Raw genomic sequence first — 15,287 nt, 5'->3', positions numbered from 1 at the left:
CTAACGTTTAGACTCGGGGACGTGGCTGCAAAGAAATCTCATCTCCCGATCGCGTTGACCGTCGACCTCGTCCTGGTCGTCCTATTCACCATCATCGGTCATTACACACATTCTCATAATTTCGAACTCCAGGGTCTCATGACCACAGCGTGGCCGTTCCTGGCCGGGCTCGGCATCGCTTGGCTTCTCTCGGCGGTCTGGGACCGCCCGATCTCTCCTTTGGCCACGGGGACCGCGGTGTGGGCGATCACCGTCCTGCTCGGACTCGTGATTCGCGCTCTGACAGGTGAGGGCACCGCTGGACCATTCGTCATCGTCGCCGCGAGCCTCAACCTCATCACCTTGGTCGGTTGGCGCGTCATCGCCACAGCAGTGACCGGCGGCGGCAGCACTGCTCGTCGACGCCGCCGCTGAGCACCATCTCTGACTCAGGATGATTACTGTCTTACTCCGCTGATCGTAGCTCCTGAAGCCGACCGCGTACGGGGCGAATCAGACCAGGTCTGAATTGGGGTACACCTCGGCGATGTCCGATTCCAACGGAACCGCTGGGGCACCTCGCGTCGTGTCCAGGTGCATCATCCGCAGATGCGTCACTCGCTCCCCCTTGCGCCCGGAGATCCGTGCCCACTCGTCAGGGTTCGTCGTATTGGGCAGGTCCTCGTGCTCGCTGAACTCTTCGGCGATGGCCTCTTCGAAGTGCTGGGGCTGGAGTCCGCGTTCGCCGGTTTCCAGCAGCGACTTGATCGCACTCTTCTTGGCCCGGTCCACGATGTTATGAATCATGGCACCGGAGGCGAAGTCTGCAAAGTGGAGTACTTCCTTCGCTCCGTCGGCATAGGTGACCTCGACGAACTCGTTTTCCGGTGACAGCGCATACATGCGGTCGACACAGAATGAGATCAGAGATGACACCGCCTCGGCGGGGGTTTCATGACCGGTCAGCACACTCGGGTGCAGAGGCAGTTCGGCGGTGAGGTACTTCTCGAAGATGTCACGTGCCGCATCAGCATCAGGACGTTCGATGCGGATCTTCACATCGAGACGACCGGGACGCAGAATTGCGGGGTCGATGAGGTCTTCGCGGTTCGAAGCGCCGATGACGATGACGTTGTCGAGCTGCTCGACGCCGTCGATCTCGGTCAGCAGCTGCGGCACGATGGTCGTCTCCACGTCCGAGGATTTGCCGGTACCGCGGGTGCGGAACAGAGATTCCATCTCATCGAAGAAGACGACGACGGGGAACCCTGCTGAGGCTTTCTCCCTCGCACGGGCGAAGATGAGGCGGAGCTGACGTTCGGTCTCGCCGACGTACTTGTCCAGCAGCTCCGGTCCCTTGATGTTGAGGAAGTAGGTTCTGCGGGACTGACCTGCGCCGGTCCGGTCGGCCAGGGAGTTGGCCACGGCTTTCGCGATCAGAGTCTTGCCGCAGCCGGGAGGGCCGTAGAGCAGGATGCCCTTCGGCGGTTTGAGTCCGTGTTCGGTGTAGAGCTGCGGATGTTCGAAGGGCAGCTCCACTGCGTCCTTGATCTGACCGATCTGATCAGCCAGTCCACCGATGTCGGAGTAGGTGATGTCGGGGACCTCTTCGAGCAGCAGCGAAGAGACCTCGGGCTTCTCGACGACCTGGAGCGCATAGTGCGTGCGGGTATCGACGACCACGGCGTCACCGACGCGCAGACCGGCATCGACGAGGTCCTCGCCGAGGATGAAGACCTGCTCGTCATCGCCGGGTGCGCCGACGAGGATCCGGGTGTCGTCGACGAACTCGCGCACGTTGACGACCGAGCCGACCGGGGCGAAGGACCCAGTTCCGATGATGACGAGACCCTCGGAGAGAAGCACGTCGGTACCGGCACGCAGCTGTTTCGGCTCCACCTCGGGTCCGACGGCTACGCGCATGCGGCGGCCGCCGACGATGACGTCGGCGCTCAGCCCCGACTCTTCCACCGCGATGAGGGTGCCCCAGTTGTTGGGCGGCTCCGTCAGTCGACGGGCTTCTTCTTTGATCCTGTTCAGCTCGTCGCGAGCTGTGCGCAGGGTCTTCGACAGAGCTTCATTGCGTTTCCCGGCGCTGAAGAGCTGTTGGCGCAATGACGCTGTGTCCTCGCGCTGACGCTGTGCTTCGGGCGTGGTCTCGGTCATTGGTCCTCCTTCGACCCTGTGGTGTCCGACTCCTGTGTGTCCGACACTTCTGTGTTCGACTCTTGAGTGTTCGACTCTGAGGTCGGCAGTTCTTGATTCAAGCGTTTTCCCGCCTCGCGCATGACGCGGCGCAGCTTCTTTCCCTGCGCCACTCTGGCACCGACCGCTTCATCGGTGACTTCAGGCTTCGTCCAGGCATCAACGTCTTCAGTCGATGCCGGAGCGCCCTGAGGTCGTTTCTTCTTCTCCAACGGGGCCACTCCGGGAGCCATACGTCGAGACATGACAAGGAATCCGGTGTGGGCGATCATCCGGTGGTCGGGACGGACTGCGAGCCCATCGACGTGCCACCCTCTGACCATGGCCTCCATCGACTCAGGTTCGCTGAAGTTCTCCGTGGCGCGCAGGGCTTCGACGAAGCGGGAGAGCTGGGGAACGGTGGCGACGTATGCGATCACGACGCCGCCGGGTACCAGCGCCCGGCTGACGGCGTCCAACGTGTTCCATGGTGTGAGCATGTCGAGGACGACCCGGTCGACGCTGCCGGGGGCATGGGCCTGAGGCAGTTCGTCGGAGAGATCGCCTACGGTGACTGACCAGTTGTCCGGTCGACCGTTGAAGAAGTCTGCGATGTTGCCGGCCGCGATGGTAGCGAATTCCTCGCGGAGCTCGAAGGAATGCAGGGTGCCGGTGGGGCCGACTGCCCGCAGCAGAGCCATGGACAGGGCCCCGGAGCCGACTCCGGCTTCGACGACGGTTGCACCGGGGAAGATATCACCGAGGGTGACGATCAGACCGGAATCCTTGGGATAGACGACCGCAGCCCCGCGAGGCATAGACAGAACGAAGTCCTCGTACCGCGGGCGGAAGACCTGGAAGTCGATTCCTCCTGTGTTCGACACGATGATTCCCTCGGTGCGACCGATGATGGCATCGTGTTCGATGAGTCCCTTATGCGTGTGGAACAGCTCCCCCGGAGCCAGCACAATCGTGTGCATTCGGCCCTTGGGGTCTGTGAGCTGAATCTTCTCGCCGGATTTCAGTGCCCGGTCGGGTTCGGTATGGCTTGCCTCAGTCATGATGCGTCCACTCTACGCTGATGAGAAGTGCCTCAGCACACCTGGTTCACGCTGCGAGAAGCTCGTCGAAGAATTCCTGCAGATCGATCACGCCGACAAGAGTATTCTCGTCCATGACCAGGCTGAACTGCGCTTTGGGCCGGTGGGTCAGTGACTCGAGCAGGTGCGGGGCGGTGATGTCCCTCGGGACTCCGATCCATCCGGCCAGAGGCCTGGCGACCTCGCCTGCCGGGACCTGGTCCAGTGACTCGGCGAGACGCCCAGCCGCTGCATGCCTGTCGACGAGACCGTAGGGCAGGCCCTTCTGGTCGAGGACGACGATAAGGGTGCGTTCCTTCGCGTTGCCCAGTGTGTTCGCGTAGTCGAGAGTGTCGGCAAGATCTGCATCCCAGGTCGCGGCGATGGCCGGCTGGATGACCTGTGAGAGGTCGTAGGTCTCCATCTTCCGCGCCCGCTTCGCGTGGGTCGCGGCATCCCCGGCAGAGAACCAGAGCATGATGGCGATGAGGGACATCCAAGCGACCTGCAGCGGGTTGGGACGATCGCCTGCCAGCAGCGGGGTGATGACCGACCAGCCGATGAAGCCGACTGCGATGACGCGACCGACCCAGCTGGCGACGATAGTTCCCAGGTACTGCGAACCGGTCAATCGCCACATCAGGGCTTGCAGCGCCCACCCGCCGTCAAGCGGAATGCCCGGCAGCAGGTTGATGGCACCGAGTGCGACGTTGGCGAAGGTGACCGCAATGAGCAGGAGCCACGGCACCGAGGCTGGGGAGACTGCGCTCAGGCACCACCAGCCCAGCAACGCCAAAACGATGTTGACGATGGGACCGACGATGGAGATGACGAAGCTGGTGAGAGCGGCTTTGTCCCGCGGATTCTCGACCTGAGGTTCGAAACGGGTGAATCCACCCCAGATATTGAGCTCGATCGCGGCAACCTTGAGTCCATAGAACTGTCCGGCGACGCCGTGCGCCAGTTCGTGGAGGAAGACGGATCCGAATAGCAGCACCGCGTACGCGAACGCGACGAACCAGGCCCAGATGCCGAGATCGGGCCGAACCGTGTTCACCCAGGGAGCGAACAGGATCGTGATGACGATGGCGGCGAGGAACCATGACCATGCCAGGATCACCGGGGCGCCGAGAACTTTCCCCAGGCGTAAGCCCGAAGAGGCACCAGTCTGGTGATTTTTCACGGCCATCGAAGGAGTTCCTCTTGCTTGGGGTCGGGTGACTTCAGCCTAACAGCGACACGGTCATCGACGTGTTCTGACGCGTCGTGTCAGACCAAGTCGTTACAGTGGTGATATGGCCGAGCTGATCAGTCTGTCGCCCTCGCGGGCCAACGACTTCGCACAATGTCCCTTGAAATTTAGATTCCGCAGTATCGACAAGCTTCCGGAACCGCCTTCGCAGGCCGCCTTCCGAGGGACCGTCGTCCATTCTGTACTCGAGAAGCTCTTCGCCCTACCCGCTGCCCAGCGGACTCAGGATGTCGCCGAGTCACTGCTGCGTCCCAGCTGGGACGAACTCGTCGACAAAGACCCGGAAGTGCTCGCGATCTTCGACGAGGAGAGTGAGAAGGAGACATTCTTCACAACGGCCGGCAATCTGCTGCGCTCCTACTTCACGCTCGAATTCCCCGAGCACCTCGAACCGGATGAGACGGAGAAGTACGTCCGGACTCAACTCGACAATGGCCTGGAGCTGCGCGGCTTCATCGACCGCGTCGATGTCGCACCAGGTGGTGAGAAGCGTCTGGTCGATTACAAGACCGGCAAACAGCCCAAGCCCCAGTACGGGCGCGAGGCGAACTTCCAGATGGGCTTCTACGCCCTCGTCGAGTACCGCCTCACGGGTGAGCTCGTGCATACGCTCCAGCTCATGTACCTCGGCTCGCAGAGCATTCTGAAGTCACATCCCACGATGAGTGACATCGAACGCACTCAGTTCGAGATCGAATCGATTTGGAAAGACATCATCGCCTCCGCCGAGGCGGATCGTTGGCGTCCGAAGAAATCGCCCCTGTGCAACTGGTGCACCTTCAAACCGCTGTGTCCGGCCTGGGGCAACACTCCCCCGCCGACCCCCGAGATCACACGGATAGTCGGGACGTGAGTTCTCTCAGGTCAGCCACGGTTCGCCCTTCGAGGCTCGACCACAGGATCCGTCCGGGACGTTCCTCGAGCTGAACCAGGTGAGGAACGCCGATCGCAATCGTTCCCGCTGCCTCTGCGCTGGCAAGGCCGGGCTTCGAATCCTCGAGCGCCACGCAGGCTCTCGGTTCGAGGCCCAGCAGCGCCGCACCTTTGAGGTAGGGCTCGGGGTCAGGTTTTCCGGCGCTGACCTCGTCACCGGAGATGAGACCGACGAAGCTGTTCTCGGGACAGGCCGCAATGACCGCCTCGGCGAGTCGCCGGTAGGACATCGTGACCATCACGCACAGGATGCCGGCGGTAGCGATCGCGTCGAGGAACTCGAGAGCTCCAGGGCGAAACGGCACTGATTCCTCGATCTTCGCCACAACCTCGTCGAGAAGTGTGTCGACGATGACAGCGGCAGGAAGGTCGAGTCCGGCATCCTGCATCATCGCGGCTGAGGTGAGAAGGTCGTTGCCCACGAACTCCAAACCCTGCTCTTCGCTCCAGGCAATGCCGTGCGCGTTCATCAGTTCGGTCTCGGCCCTGATCCAATACGGTTCCGTATCAACCAGTGTTCCGTCCATGTCCCAGAGGACTGCGGCAGGATTCTTCATGATTCCAGCGTAATCTTGAAGCATGACTTTTCTTCCATCAGGGTCCGGGGCACTCGTGTTCATTGCCTTCGAGGGACAGGACGCGGATGCCTCCGAAGCCGCCAGTTCACTGGTCAAGGATCTCATCGAGTCATGGGGACTCAACGACAGTGAGATTTTGGACACCGACGGTTTCTACGAATTCAGATTCTCAGAACCTGAGATCGTCCGAGACGAAACTGGTCGAGCCACGATTGCTTGGCCGGGAATCGAGGTCCATCGGGGGCAACGCCTGAGCACTCCGGTCACCATCATCCAGGGACACGAGCCGGGACTGAAATGGCGCGAGTTCCTCTCGCTCATCCTGTCCCAGATCAGCTCCGACGACAGTGTGGTCCTCCTCGGTGGTCTGCATGCTGAGGTCCCTCACACACGCCCGTTGCCGGTCGTAGCGAACACAGAGAATACGGCGCTGGCCGCGGATCTCAATATCGACGTCAACGGCTATGCGGGTCCGATCGGCATCCTCGGCCTCCTCGGCGTCGCATGCCACAGGCGAGGACTGCAGACGATCAACCTGTGGGTCGGAGTACCCGACTATCTCACCGATTCGCCTTCGCCAAAGGCCGAACTGGCCCTGGCCTCAGCGGTGGAGAAGCACACGGGACTCGAGATCGACATCCCCATCCTCGAAGAGGAGAGCCGAGCCTGGGAGCTTGGTGCCGATGAGCTGGTCGCGCTCAACCCACATCTCGTTGAGCTGCTCAAGGGACTCGAGGAGCTCAATGACTCAACGGAACTGCCCGAAGCCAGCGGCGATGCGATCGCCGCTGAGTTCGAGCGGTATCTGCGCAAGCGCGGCCGAGACAAATAGCCTCAGTCGGCGATCAGGACGTCAGTCGCTCAGGAACATAGGCGTCAGGCGTGAAGGTTGATGCCCAACAGGGCATCAACGGCGTCTGCGACCCGATCTCCGCACACCGGAGCTGTCTCGGCTGCGGCTGAGTCCGCGTAGTGTTCGGCCCATTCATCGAGGATGCCCAGGGCGCGCGGGCTGTCGAGGTCATCGGCCAGAGACTCACGCAGCAGACCGATGATGTGTCCGCGCAGTCCTTCCCGACATTCGGCCTCGCACATTGCTGCATGTTTCCAGGCCTGCAAGCGCGCCGAGGCGGTTTCGAGCAGGTCGTCAGTGAAGACCCAGTCGCTGCGGTAGTGGTTGGACAGGAGCACTGTGCGAATTACCATCGGGTCCACGCCCTGTTCGCGCAGCTTGGAGACCAAGACGAGGTTGCCCTTGGACTTGCTCATCTTCTCACCCTGGTAACCGACCATACCCGTGTGCATATAGGTCCGGGCAAAGGGAGTCTGCTTCCATGCCGCAGCGTGAGCCGCGCTCATTTCGTGGTGTGGGAACACCAGATCGCTGCCACCGCCCTGAACGTCGACCGGCAGTCCTGCATAGTTGTTGGCGATGACGGTGCATTCGATGTGCCAGCCGGGGCGGCCTGGCCCGAGCTTCCCGCCATCCCAGGACGGTTCGCCCTCGCGTGCGGCCTTCCACAGCAGTGGGTCGATCTCATTGTCCTTGCCCGGTGTCTCCGGATCACCGCCGCGTTCGGCGGAGAGTTTGGCCATCGTGGCCCGGTCATCGTGGCTGACGCTGCCGAAGGGCGGGTGGATCGGGGTTGAGACCCGGTAGTACACGTCGCCGTTGTCGAGGGTGTAGGCGGCTCGCGAGTCCACGAGGGCCTCCACCGCTTCGACGATTTGATCGACTGTCTCAACGACGCCGATATAGTCCTGCGGCGGAATCACGCGCAATGAGCTCATGTCCTCGCGGAACAGTTCGATCTGAGATTCGGCAAGCTCACGCCAATCCACGCCCGTGGCGTTGGCTCTCTCCAGCAGAGGGTCGTCGACATCGGTCGTGTTCTGCACATAGGTGACATCGAGCCCCGCATCTCGCCACACCCGATTGAGCAGGTCGAAGGCAACATAAGTTGCCGCGTGACCAAGATGGGTGGCGTCGTACGGGGTGATTCCACATACATAGAGACCGGCCGCCTGGTCACGCCCTTTGAGATTGCGTGGGCTCCGAGTGCCGGTGTCGAAGACTGTCGGCACCTTTCCGGAGCTGGTGAGGCGGGGTAGCTGAGGTTCGGACCATGACTTCACGCAGACCAGCCTAACCGAGTCATAGCAGAACGGCACCTCATGTCTCCGGCGGGTCTGTTCCCGGGCTGCACCCGCCGTGTGCTAGATCGGCGGCCAAGGTATGACGGTCCGGTCCTGGGGCGGGTCGGGGAAGGTACCGGCCTCTCCCAGTTCATCGGCCCGGGCACGCAGGCTCTCGATCTCTGCCTCGTCCAAACACTCATCCAATGCGGCTCGCAGGTCTGCAGGCATTCGGGCCACCTCGTCGAGAGCGTCAAGCTCTTCGACCCGGAATGAGAGGTGAGAGAAACCCCACAGCACGGTGCGGACCTTCTCTTCGGCGTGGAATGTCAGTCCGTTGTCGATGCCGAAGGTGCCGATGCTGCTGGGGCCGGCGCCGGGCAGGTAGCTGCCGGTGATGATGTGGCCCGCCTTCCGGTCGGCGTTGTTCGCGAGGAGGTCGAAGAAGGCGATTGCCCGCAGGCCTTCCCTGGTGTCGTGAGACAGCACCAGATCTGTGCCGTCCTCGGTGCGCAGCGCGAACATCGGGGTGTGATCGGCGGGAATGGCATCGACACCGGTCAGAGCCACAGCGTCATCGTCCCCGGAATCTTCGACATAGGCCTGTAAGGATCCAAGCCCCGCTCCCAGGTCACCACGGAGAACTGTCGGTGGAACCACGTTGAGGTCAAGGTGGGCGCTGAGCCTATAGGACGCGACCTCACGCAACGACAGAGTGTGCGTTGGAAAATCCGCAAGAGGTCGTTCTCCCGAAACAGGTTTGTACACGGCCTTGAGATGCGTGTCGGCGTGATCGACGACCACGAGGCGGGTGTCGTTGCTGGCCCGCGGGATCGCTCCCATGACGGTGCAGGAGCCCAGTTCCAGGGCCTCTTCGGTGAACGCTGAGTGCATCACATGCGCGCGATGCCGTTGGCACGGGGGCACAGGTGCCCTTCGGGCTCCAGCGGCAGCGAACAGAATGGGCAGTCGCCACGACCGGCGGAGACGACCTGGTCAGCTCTGCGAGCGAACTCGCGAGAGCCGGCAGCGTCGAGGACGATGCGAAGCACCTCCCGCTCGACTTCGTCGTCATCGGGCTCAGCGGAGGTGCCTGTCTGAGCATCCTCCTCGGTGAGTTCGAAGCATTCGACAACCAGCTCGTGGGCGACGGTGTCCCAGCCCAAGCTCATGGTCCCCACCCGGAATTCGGGTTCGATCGGAACGTTGAGCCCCGCGTTGTCGATGCGTTCGTCGATCGCAGACTGGGGCACTCGCGCCGCGGGGTCTTTGACCATGACCATGTCGAGGAGCTCGGTGATGCGATCAGAGAGGATCTCCACCTGCTCCTTCTCCACCACCACTGTGGTCAGCGCGGTTCCAGATTTCGCTTGGAGGAGGAACGTTCGCTCGCCGGGCAGACCGATCGTGCCGACAACGAATCGTTCTGGGGTGGGGTGGTCGTACAAAGCTGCCATACCTTCAGCCTAGTTCAAAGACTTACATGTCCGTCTTCACTGGGATACATTTGAGTCATGAGCACTGATCCTCGTGAGGCCCTGGACGCATTCCTCGAAGCAGTGGGTGAGCACTTCGCTGCATCCGCACACCGCAATGGAGACCAAGACCCCCGTGTCGAAGCCGCATACATGGCCCTGGCCGACGCCTTCGAAATCTACGAAGACGCGATCTACACCGCGTTTGACGAGGTCACTCCGTTCGAGCTCTTCGACGATGTCGAAGACGCCAAGGAAGACGACGACGACAACGAACTCGACGGTGACTTCACCGTCGACGAGGACGACGAAGACGACTGAGCCTCCTTCACGACTGCTGAATCACGTCCGCCGAGCCCTCAGGAGATCTGGTCGAGCACCTCGGCGATCTCGGGTTCGAGTTCGACTTCGCTGCTGATCACCTGAGCCAGCTGCTCACTAGTGCGGGCGGAGACCAAGGACGAGGCGACTCCCCGGTGTCTGTTGAACGCCAGTGCGATGTCCGTCGTCGTCACTCCCAGCGCGGCCGCCGCCTTGCGCACTCCCGCCAGCACACGTGTCGATCGTTCGTCGAGGTAGGCACCGACATAGTCGGTGAGTTCTCCCGCGGCAAAGCGTGAATCCTGTGGGGTTCCGCGCCGATATTTGTCGCTCAGCACTCCCCTGCCCAGGCCGGCCCCGGCGATGAGTCCCACACCTGCGTAGTTCGCGGCTGGCAGCAGGTCGTTATCTGCCTCCCTGTTGAGCAGCGAGTATTCGGCGATGGCACAGGAGATGGGTACGCCTGCTCCACGCATCTCTGCCAGCTCCCAACCGGCATGGTGCGACACACCGACGTAGCGGATCTTGCCCAACATCAACAATGTATTGATCGCTGAGGCGGTCTCTGCCCGGTCCACATCGGCGTCGAAGACGTCGAGAATGAGCATGTCGATGTGGGAGCGTCCGGTGGCGCTCAACAGCGCATCCACCTGGTTGAGAATCCGAGCTCGCCCCAGACCCACCTCAATGTGGGATGACTCACTCATGGACACGCCCACGCGGGCAATCAACACGATCTGTTCAGGAAGTTTCAGCTGAGACAGCACCTGGGCCGCGTGCACCCCTGAGCTGGGAAGCTCTATGAGGTTCCCACCAGCACCGACGTATTCATCGACGAGTCGCTGTGCGACCGCTGCGTCGACCCGGTGTCCCCACTCAAATGTGCCGAGACCCACAGCGCTGACTTCAAGACCGGTGCTGGCGAGGCGTTGTTGCTTCATGATTGTTGAGGTTACCTGATTCGGCGACTACCGTGGTTTCGTTCCCACCCCACTTTCTCAAGGAGACGCATGTACGAATGGTTGGTCGCAGCTGTGCTGGGCATCGTTCAGGCACTGACAGAATTTCTGCCGATCTCATCCTCGGCGCACGTGCGCATCGTCGGTGAGTTCCTCTTGCCGGGTGACGATCCGGGCGCATTCTTCACCGCGATCATTCAGATCGGCACCGAAGCCGCCGTCGTCGTCTACTTCTGGCGCGACATCGTCTCCATCATCTCCAAATGGTTCAAGGCCCTGGCCGGCAAACACGATCGGAAGGACCCTGAAGTCCGTCTCGGCTGGCTGATCATCGTCGGTTCGATTCCGATCGTCATCCTCGGCCTGCTGTTTCAAGACGCCATTGAGGGTGCCCTGCGCAGCCTGTGGATCACCGCCACCATGCTCATCGTCTTCGGTCTCATCATCGGCCTCGCAGACTGGGTCGGAAAACGCGAACGCACACTTGAGGACATGACGTGGGGGCAGGGCATCATCTACGGCTTCGCTCAGGCCCTGGCCCTCATCCCCGGCGTCTCACGCTCCGGTGGCACCATTATGGCCGGGCGTTTCATGGGCTTCGACCGTCCTGCTGCCGCCCGCTACTCGTTCCTGCTCGCCATTCCTGCGGTCTTGGGATCGGGCTTCTACTCTGTCTTCCAGACGTTGGGCAGCGCGGACATGGTCATCGGCTGGGGACCGACGATCCTGGCCACCATCATCGCCTTCGGACTCGGTCTCCTCGTCATCCACTGGTTCCTCGGCTATGTGAAGACCAAATCGTTTGCGATCTTCGTCTGGTACCGCGTGGCCTTGGGCATCGTGCTCTACTTCCTGCTGGGCACCGGAGTCCTCGCAGCAACCTGATCGACGCTGGCTGACGCGGCTGGTTCTCGGCACTGCCGGGGCCAGCCCGGTCTCAGCGCAGCCTGCCTCAGCGCAGGTTGCCACCGCCGGGAACGCCGCCCTCGGACAGTCCGGCTGCGGTGACCGACATCGCGGTCATCACCGGCCGCGGCCCCGAGAAGTCGATGACGGTGAACGAGCCCGGAGCAACGCTGAGGCGCTGGAAATCATCGAGCGGCATGGCCAGCGCATCGGCGATGATCGCCTTGATGATGTCGCCGTGGGAGACGAGCATCGCCCACCGGCTGACCGGGCCCGTATCGTCGCTCTTCTGCGTGCGCTGGTCCGCTTCCGTGCGTTCTTCTGTGCGGAGCTCGCCGACTACGGTCCTCACGCGCGACACGGCACGGTCGGCCGCCTCGGCGATGGATTCCCCACCAGGGAAACGCGCCTGAGACGCCTCGTCGATGACGGTCTTCCACAGCTCTTCGCTGCCGAGGTCCTTCAGTCTGCGTCCGGTCCAGTCGCCATAGTCGAGTTCGATGAGGTCATCGACGGCGGCAGCGGAGTCGGCGGAAATCGCTGAGGCTGCGATCTGTGCGGTCTGTTCACACCGCAGCAGCGGCGAATGCAGCAGGCGCGCGAAATGCTGCTGCGGAAGCATCCGCAGGGTGTCGCGCAGGGCACTGACACCTTGGTCGGTCAGCGACACGCCGGGAGCGCGTCCGGCGAGGATCCCTGCCGTGTTCGCGCTGGAGACGCCGTGTCGGAGGAGAACGATGACGGGCATGCGATCAACACTAGCCCAGATCGTTTACAGTGGGCCTATGAAGCGTCAGCGTCCCAGCATGGCCTATGAGTTTCGCAAGGTCTCGTTCTCCAGAGAAACTCCGCGATCTATGAGTCTGCAGGAACTCAATGATGAGGCGGAGTACGGCAAATGGGAACTCGCCCGGACTCGAATCTCTGTTGGCGGCACCAAGACCGTCTGGCTGCGTCGGAAGATCATGCCCCTGACATTGAGCAGCTGACACCGACCCTGTGAAATCCCCTGCCGCACTTCTGCCTGTCCTCTTCGCCGGTCTCGTCACCATCGCGGCCGGCGGTGCCATGTCCCTCCAGGGCCGTGCCAACGGCCTGCTCGGTCCGATCCTGGGTCATTCTGTCTTCGCCGCGCTCGTTTCGTTCTTCATCGGTCTCATCCTCGTGGGCACGACCCTGCTGTGCTCCTCGCGCTCTCGGACCGGTGCCCTGACTCTGATCCGGATGGTCCGGACTCACGCGATGCCATGGTGGATGCTCCTCGGCGGGCTCAGCGGTGGTCTCGTCGTCATCGCTCAGGCGTCGACCGTGCCGATCATGGGCGTGGCGATGTTCACCATGGCATTCGTCTCCGGCCAGGTCACCGGTGGCCTCGCCGTCGACTCCACACGCCTACCACCGGGAGGCAGGCAGCGACTGACGGTCCTCCGAGTCTTCGGTGTCCTCATCGTCATCGCCGCCCTCGTCTACGGAGCCTCGGAGAGACTCAATCTGGGCGTCCCGCTCTGGGCGCTGCTGCTGCCCTTCGTCTCTGGTGCCCTGACCTCCGTCCAGCAGGCGTTCAATGGGCGGATCAAAGCCGCCACAGGCTCGGTCATCGTCGCCACCACTGTGAACTTCGCCGTCGGCTTCCTCGCCCTGCTCGCGGCTGCTGGGGTCATCATGGCATCCGGGGTGACCTGGACAGGATTTCCGACTGAGCCCACTCAGTGGTGGATGCTGCTCGGTGGGGCCTTCGGCGTCGTCTTCATCGGACTGACGGCGCTGACCGTGGCGAAGCTCGGCGTGCTGCTGCTCAGCCTGTTCTCCCTGTTCGGAAATCTACTCGGGGCGCTCCTGCTTGACCTCCTGCTGCCCATGCCCGGATCCCTGGTGAGCACCACGACGGTCATCAGCGCCGCCCTGGTGCTCCTCGGGATCGCGATTACGATTATGCCTTCATCAGGAAATCGCCCAGGACCCTCGCCCCGAACTTGAGAGCCGAGATCGGAACCCTCTCGTCGACGCCGTGGAACATGGCCGGAAAGTCGAGGTCTCCGGTCAGCTGCAGCGGTGCGAATCCGTAGCCGGTGATGCCCAGCTCAGCCATGGACTTGTTGTCAGTGCCGCCCGAGAGCGTGTACGGCAGCACCTTCGCGGTGGGATCGTCATCGAGCAGACTCTTCTGCATCTGCGCGACAAGTGGGGTGTCGAAGGGCGCCTCCAGGGCATCGCCCTCGTCATTGGCCTCGATGTCGATGCCTTCGCCCGCGAGTTCCTTGATCTTGAGCATCACGTCCTCGTGCTGACCCGGCAGGGTGCGGCAGTCGACGTATGCGGTGGCCGTTCCCGGGATGACGTTATGTTTGTAGCCGGCGTTGAGGAATGACGGATTCGAGGTGTTCTGCAGGGTCGGTGCCACAAACTTCTCAACCGACCCGAGTTCAGCCAGCAGCTCTCCGATCGTATCGGCCCGGAATTCGATGCCAGTGATCTCCGCGACTCCTTCGAGGAGCTGCCGGGTCGCGACCGGGATCTCCTGTGGCCAGGGATATTCGCCGATGCGGGCGATGGCGGCGGCCAGGCGCGTGACGGGGTTGTCGTCGTTGCGCTGGGAGCCATGACCCGCGGTGCCGTGGGCGATGAGGTTGAGCCAGGCGAGGCCCTTCTCAGCGGTCTGAACGAGGTACACGCGCTGGCCACGGACGTCGACGGAATAGCCGCCGACCTCGGAGATCGCCTCGGTGGCTCCGGCGAAGAGTTCTGGGTGGTTGCGCACCATGTAGCGGGCACCGTAGTTGCCGCCGGCCTCTTCATCGGCGAAGAAGGCGATGATGAGGTCTCGGCGCGGACTCAGACCCTGACGGAGCATGTCCCGGACCGCGGCGATGATCATCGCGTCCATATCCTTCATGTCAACGGCTCCGCGGCCCCAGAGCAGCCCGTCCTTGATCACGCCGGCAAAGGGGTCGACGCTCCAGTCCTCGGCCGCTGCGGGGACCACGTCGGTGTGGCCGTGGACGACGAGCGCATCGGCTTCGGGATCGGTTCCCTTGATGCGAGCGACCAGGGAGGCCCGTCCCGGTGCGGATTCGATGATGGTCGACGTCAGCCCCACCTCGTCGAACCAGGAGGCGATGAGGTCCGCTGCCGGCCGTTCGGGGTTGACCTTGTTGCCGCCCCAGTTCTGGGTGTCGATGCGGATGAGCTGCTGGCACAGCGAAGTGACCTCGGCCTCGGCGGCGCTGAAATCGTACACGGTGTCTCCCGTCGGATAGGTGCGAAGATGCTGACGTGATCTACGTTATAGCAACTGTGTCGCCGCGACCTGCGATGTCCGAATTCAGGGGTGAATGAGAAATGGCCTCCGGATCAGATCCGGAGGCCATTTCCTCTGTTGTGCGCGAAGGGGGACTTGAACCCCCACGCCCGATAAGTTGGGCACTAGCACCTCAAGCTAGCGCGTCTACCAATTCCGCCACTCGCGCTGGCAACAGAGATTACTT

General features: G+C 62.4%; 17 protein-coding genes and 1 tRNA gene. 7 read left to right on the top strand and 11 right to left on the bottom strand.

The window, feature by feature from the left end:
- The first annotated feature begins 21 nt into the window (after positions 1-21).
- Positions 22-414: a DUF3054 domain-containing protein gene (locus INT40_RS01745; RefSeq protein WP_193095344.1), complete on the top strand. Its 393-nt coding sequence runs from the start codon at positions 22-24 to the stop codon at positions 412-414.
- Positions 415-492: 78 nt separating this feature from the next.
- Here INT40_RS01745 and arc read toward each other — a convergent pair whose 3' ends face one another.
- Genes arc through INT40_RS01730 form a run of 3 tightly spaced genes read right to left on the bottom strand, consistent with a single transcriptional unit; the run spans position 493 to position 4,431 of the window.
- Entirely contained in the window at positions 493-2,145 is a 1,653-nt protein-coding gene (arc, locus tag INT40_RS01740; RefSeq protein WP_193095343.1) for a proteasome ATPase, read from the bottom strand.
- Positions 2,142-3,224 (bottom strand): tRNA (adenine-N1)-methyltransferase, encoded by a 1,083-nt coding sequence (locus INT40_RS01735; protein WP_226830505.1) that lies wholly within the window; start codon positions 3,222-3,224, stop codon positions 2,142-2,144. Before INT40_RS01735 ends, arc begins: the two co-directional genes overlap by 4 nt.
- Before the next feature lie 46 nt (positions 3,225-3,270).
- Positions 3,271-4,431, bottom strand: coding sequence for a site-2 protease family protein (locus INT40_RS01730; RefSeq protein WP_193095342.1), 1,161 nt, complete (start codon positions 4,429-4,431; stop codon positions 3,271-3,273).
- Positions 4,432-4,537: 106 nt separating this feature from the next.
- Between INT40_RS01730 and INT40_RS01725 the strand changes: the two genes are divergently transcribed.
- Positions 4,538-5,347, top strand: a complete 810-nt coding sequence (locus INT40_RS01725; RefSeq protein WP_193095341.1) for a RecB family exonuclease — start codon at positions 4,538-4,540, stop codon at positions 5,345-5,347.
- On the opposite strand, the gene INT40_RS01720 is transcribed toward INT40_RS01725, so the two are convergent.
- Positions 5,325-5,984: an HAD family hydrolase gene (locus tag INT40_RS01720; RefSeq protein WP_226830504.1), complete on the bottom strand. Its 660-nt coding sequence runs from the start codon at positions 5,982-5,984 to the stop codon at positions 5,325-5,327. The genes INT40_RS01725 and INT40_RS01720 overlap by 23 nt on opposite strands.
- Before the next feature lie 22 nt (positions 5,985-6,006).
- Between INT40_RS01720 and INT40_RS01715 the strand changes: the two genes are divergently transcribed.
- The gene (locus INT40_RS01715) at positions 6,007-6,837 is read left to right on the top strand and encodes a proteasome assembly chaperone family protein (protein ID WP_101574450.1); all 831 of its coding nucleotides are present in this window, start codon (positions 6,007-6,009) and stop codon (positions 6,835-6,837) included.
- Positions 6,838-6,881: 44 nt separating this feature from the next.
- Here the strand turns inward: INT40_RS01715 and mshC are convergent, their stop codons facing one another.
- The 3 genes from mshC to INT40_RS01700 all read right to left on the bottom strand — a co-directional run bounded on the left by mshC (position 6,882) and on the right by INT40_RS01700 (position 9,598).
- The gene (mshC, locus tag INT40_RS01710; RefSeq protein ID WP_101574451.1) at positions 6,882-8,141 is read right to left on the bottom strand and encodes a cysteine--1-D-myo-inosityl 2-amino-2-deoxy-alpha-D-glucopyranoside ligase; all 1,260 of its coding nucleotides are present in this window, start codon (positions 8,139-8,141) and stop codon (positions 6,882-6,884) included.
- Between the two features lie 81 nt (positions 8,142-8,222).
- The gene (locus INT40_RS01705; RefSeq protein ID WP_193095365.1) at positions 8,223-9,035 is read right to left on the bottom strand and encodes an SCO1664 family protein; all 813 of its coding nucleotides are present in this window, start codon (positions 9,033-9,035) and stop codon (positions 8,223-8,225) included.
- Positions 9,035-9,598: a DUF3090 domain-containing protein gene (locus INT40_RS01700; RefSeq protein WP_101574453.1), complete on the bottom strand. Its 564-nt coding sequence runs from the start codon at positions 9,596-9,598 to the stop codon at positions 9,035-9,037. The genes INT40_RS01705 and INT40_RS01700 overlap by 1 nt, the downstream gene beginning before the upstream one ends.
- 57 nt (positions 9,599-9,655) lie before the next feature.
- Here INT40_RS01700 and INT40_RS01695 point away from each other — a divergent pair, with 57 nt between their 5' ends.
- A complete protein-coding gene (locus INT40_RS01695; RefSeq protein ID WP_101574454.1) occupies positions 9,656-9,937 on the top strand; it encodes a hypothetical protein in 282 nt (93 codons plus the stop codon).
- Between the two features lie 38 nt (positions 9,938-9,975).
- Here INT40_RS01695 and INT40_RS01690 read toward each other — a convergent pair whose 3' ends face one another.
- Positions 9,976-10,878 carry an aldo/keto reductase gene (locus INT40_RS01690; protein WP_193095339.1) on the bottom strand — a complete coding sequence of 301 codons (903 nt, stop codon included), beginning with the start codon at positions 10,876-10,878 and terminating at the stop codon, positions 9,976-9,978.
- Positions 10,879-10,947: 69 nt separating this feature from the next.
- On the opposite strand from INT40_RS01690, the gene INT40_RS01685 reads away from it, so the two are divergent.
- Entirely contained in the window at positions 10,948-11,781 is an 834-nt protein-coding gene (locus INT40_RS01685) for an undecaprenyl-diphosphate phosphatase (RefSeq protein ID WP_193095338.1), read from the top strand.
- A 67-nt stretch (positions 11,782-11,848) separates the two neighbouring features.
- On the opposite strand, the gene INT40_RS01680 is transcribed toward INT40_RS01685, so the two are convergent.
- Positions 11,849-12,550 (bottom strand): histidine phosphatase family protein, encoded by a 702-nt coding sequence (locus INT40_RS01680; protein WP_193095337.1) that lies wholly within the window; start codon positions 12,548-12,550, stop codon positions 11,849-11,851.
- 37 nt (positions 12,551-12,587) lie between these two features.
- On the opposite strand from INT40_RS01680, the gene INT40_RS01675 reads away from it, so the two are divergent.
- Both INT40_RS01675 and INT40_RS01670 read left to right on the top strand, forming a co-directional pair.
- Positions 12,588-12,791: a DUF5703 family protein gene (locus INT40_RS01675; RefSeq protein WP_226830503.1), complete on the top strand. Its 204-nt coding sequence runs from the start codon at positions 12,588-12,590 to the stop codon at positions 12,789-12,791.
- 10 nt (positions 12,792-12,801) lie between these two features.
- Complete coding sequence (locus tag INT40_RS01670; RefSeq protein WP_193095336.1) at positions 12,802-13,779, top strand: DMT family transporter; 978 nt, start codon at positions 12,802-12,804, stop codon at positions 13,777-13,779.
- On the opposite strand, the gene INT40_RS01665 is transcribed toward INT40_RS01670, so the two are convergent.
- The gene (locus tag INT40_RS01665) at positions 13,733-15,040 is read right to left on the bottom strand and encodes a M20/M25/M40 family metallo-hydrolase (protein WP_101574460.1); all 1,308 of its coding nucleotides are present in this window, start codon (positions 15,038-15,040) and stop codon (positions 13,733-13,735) included. The two genes, INT40_RS01670 and INT40_RS01665, sit on opposite strands and share 47 nt — an antisense overlap.
- A gap of 141 nt (positions 15,041-15,181) precedes the next feature.
- Positions 15,182-15,269, bottom strand: a tRNA-Leu gene (locus INT40_RS01660).
- Positions 15,270-15,287 lie beyond the last annotated feature (18 nt).

This window comes from Brevibacterium sp. FME17 (assembly GCF_014897515.1).
Lineage (GTDB): Bacteria > Actinomycetota > Actinomycetes > Actinomycetales > Brevibacteriaceae > Brevibacterium.
Note: the sequence above shows the minus strand (reverse complement) of the source record. Positions and strands in the feature narration are given on the sequence as shown.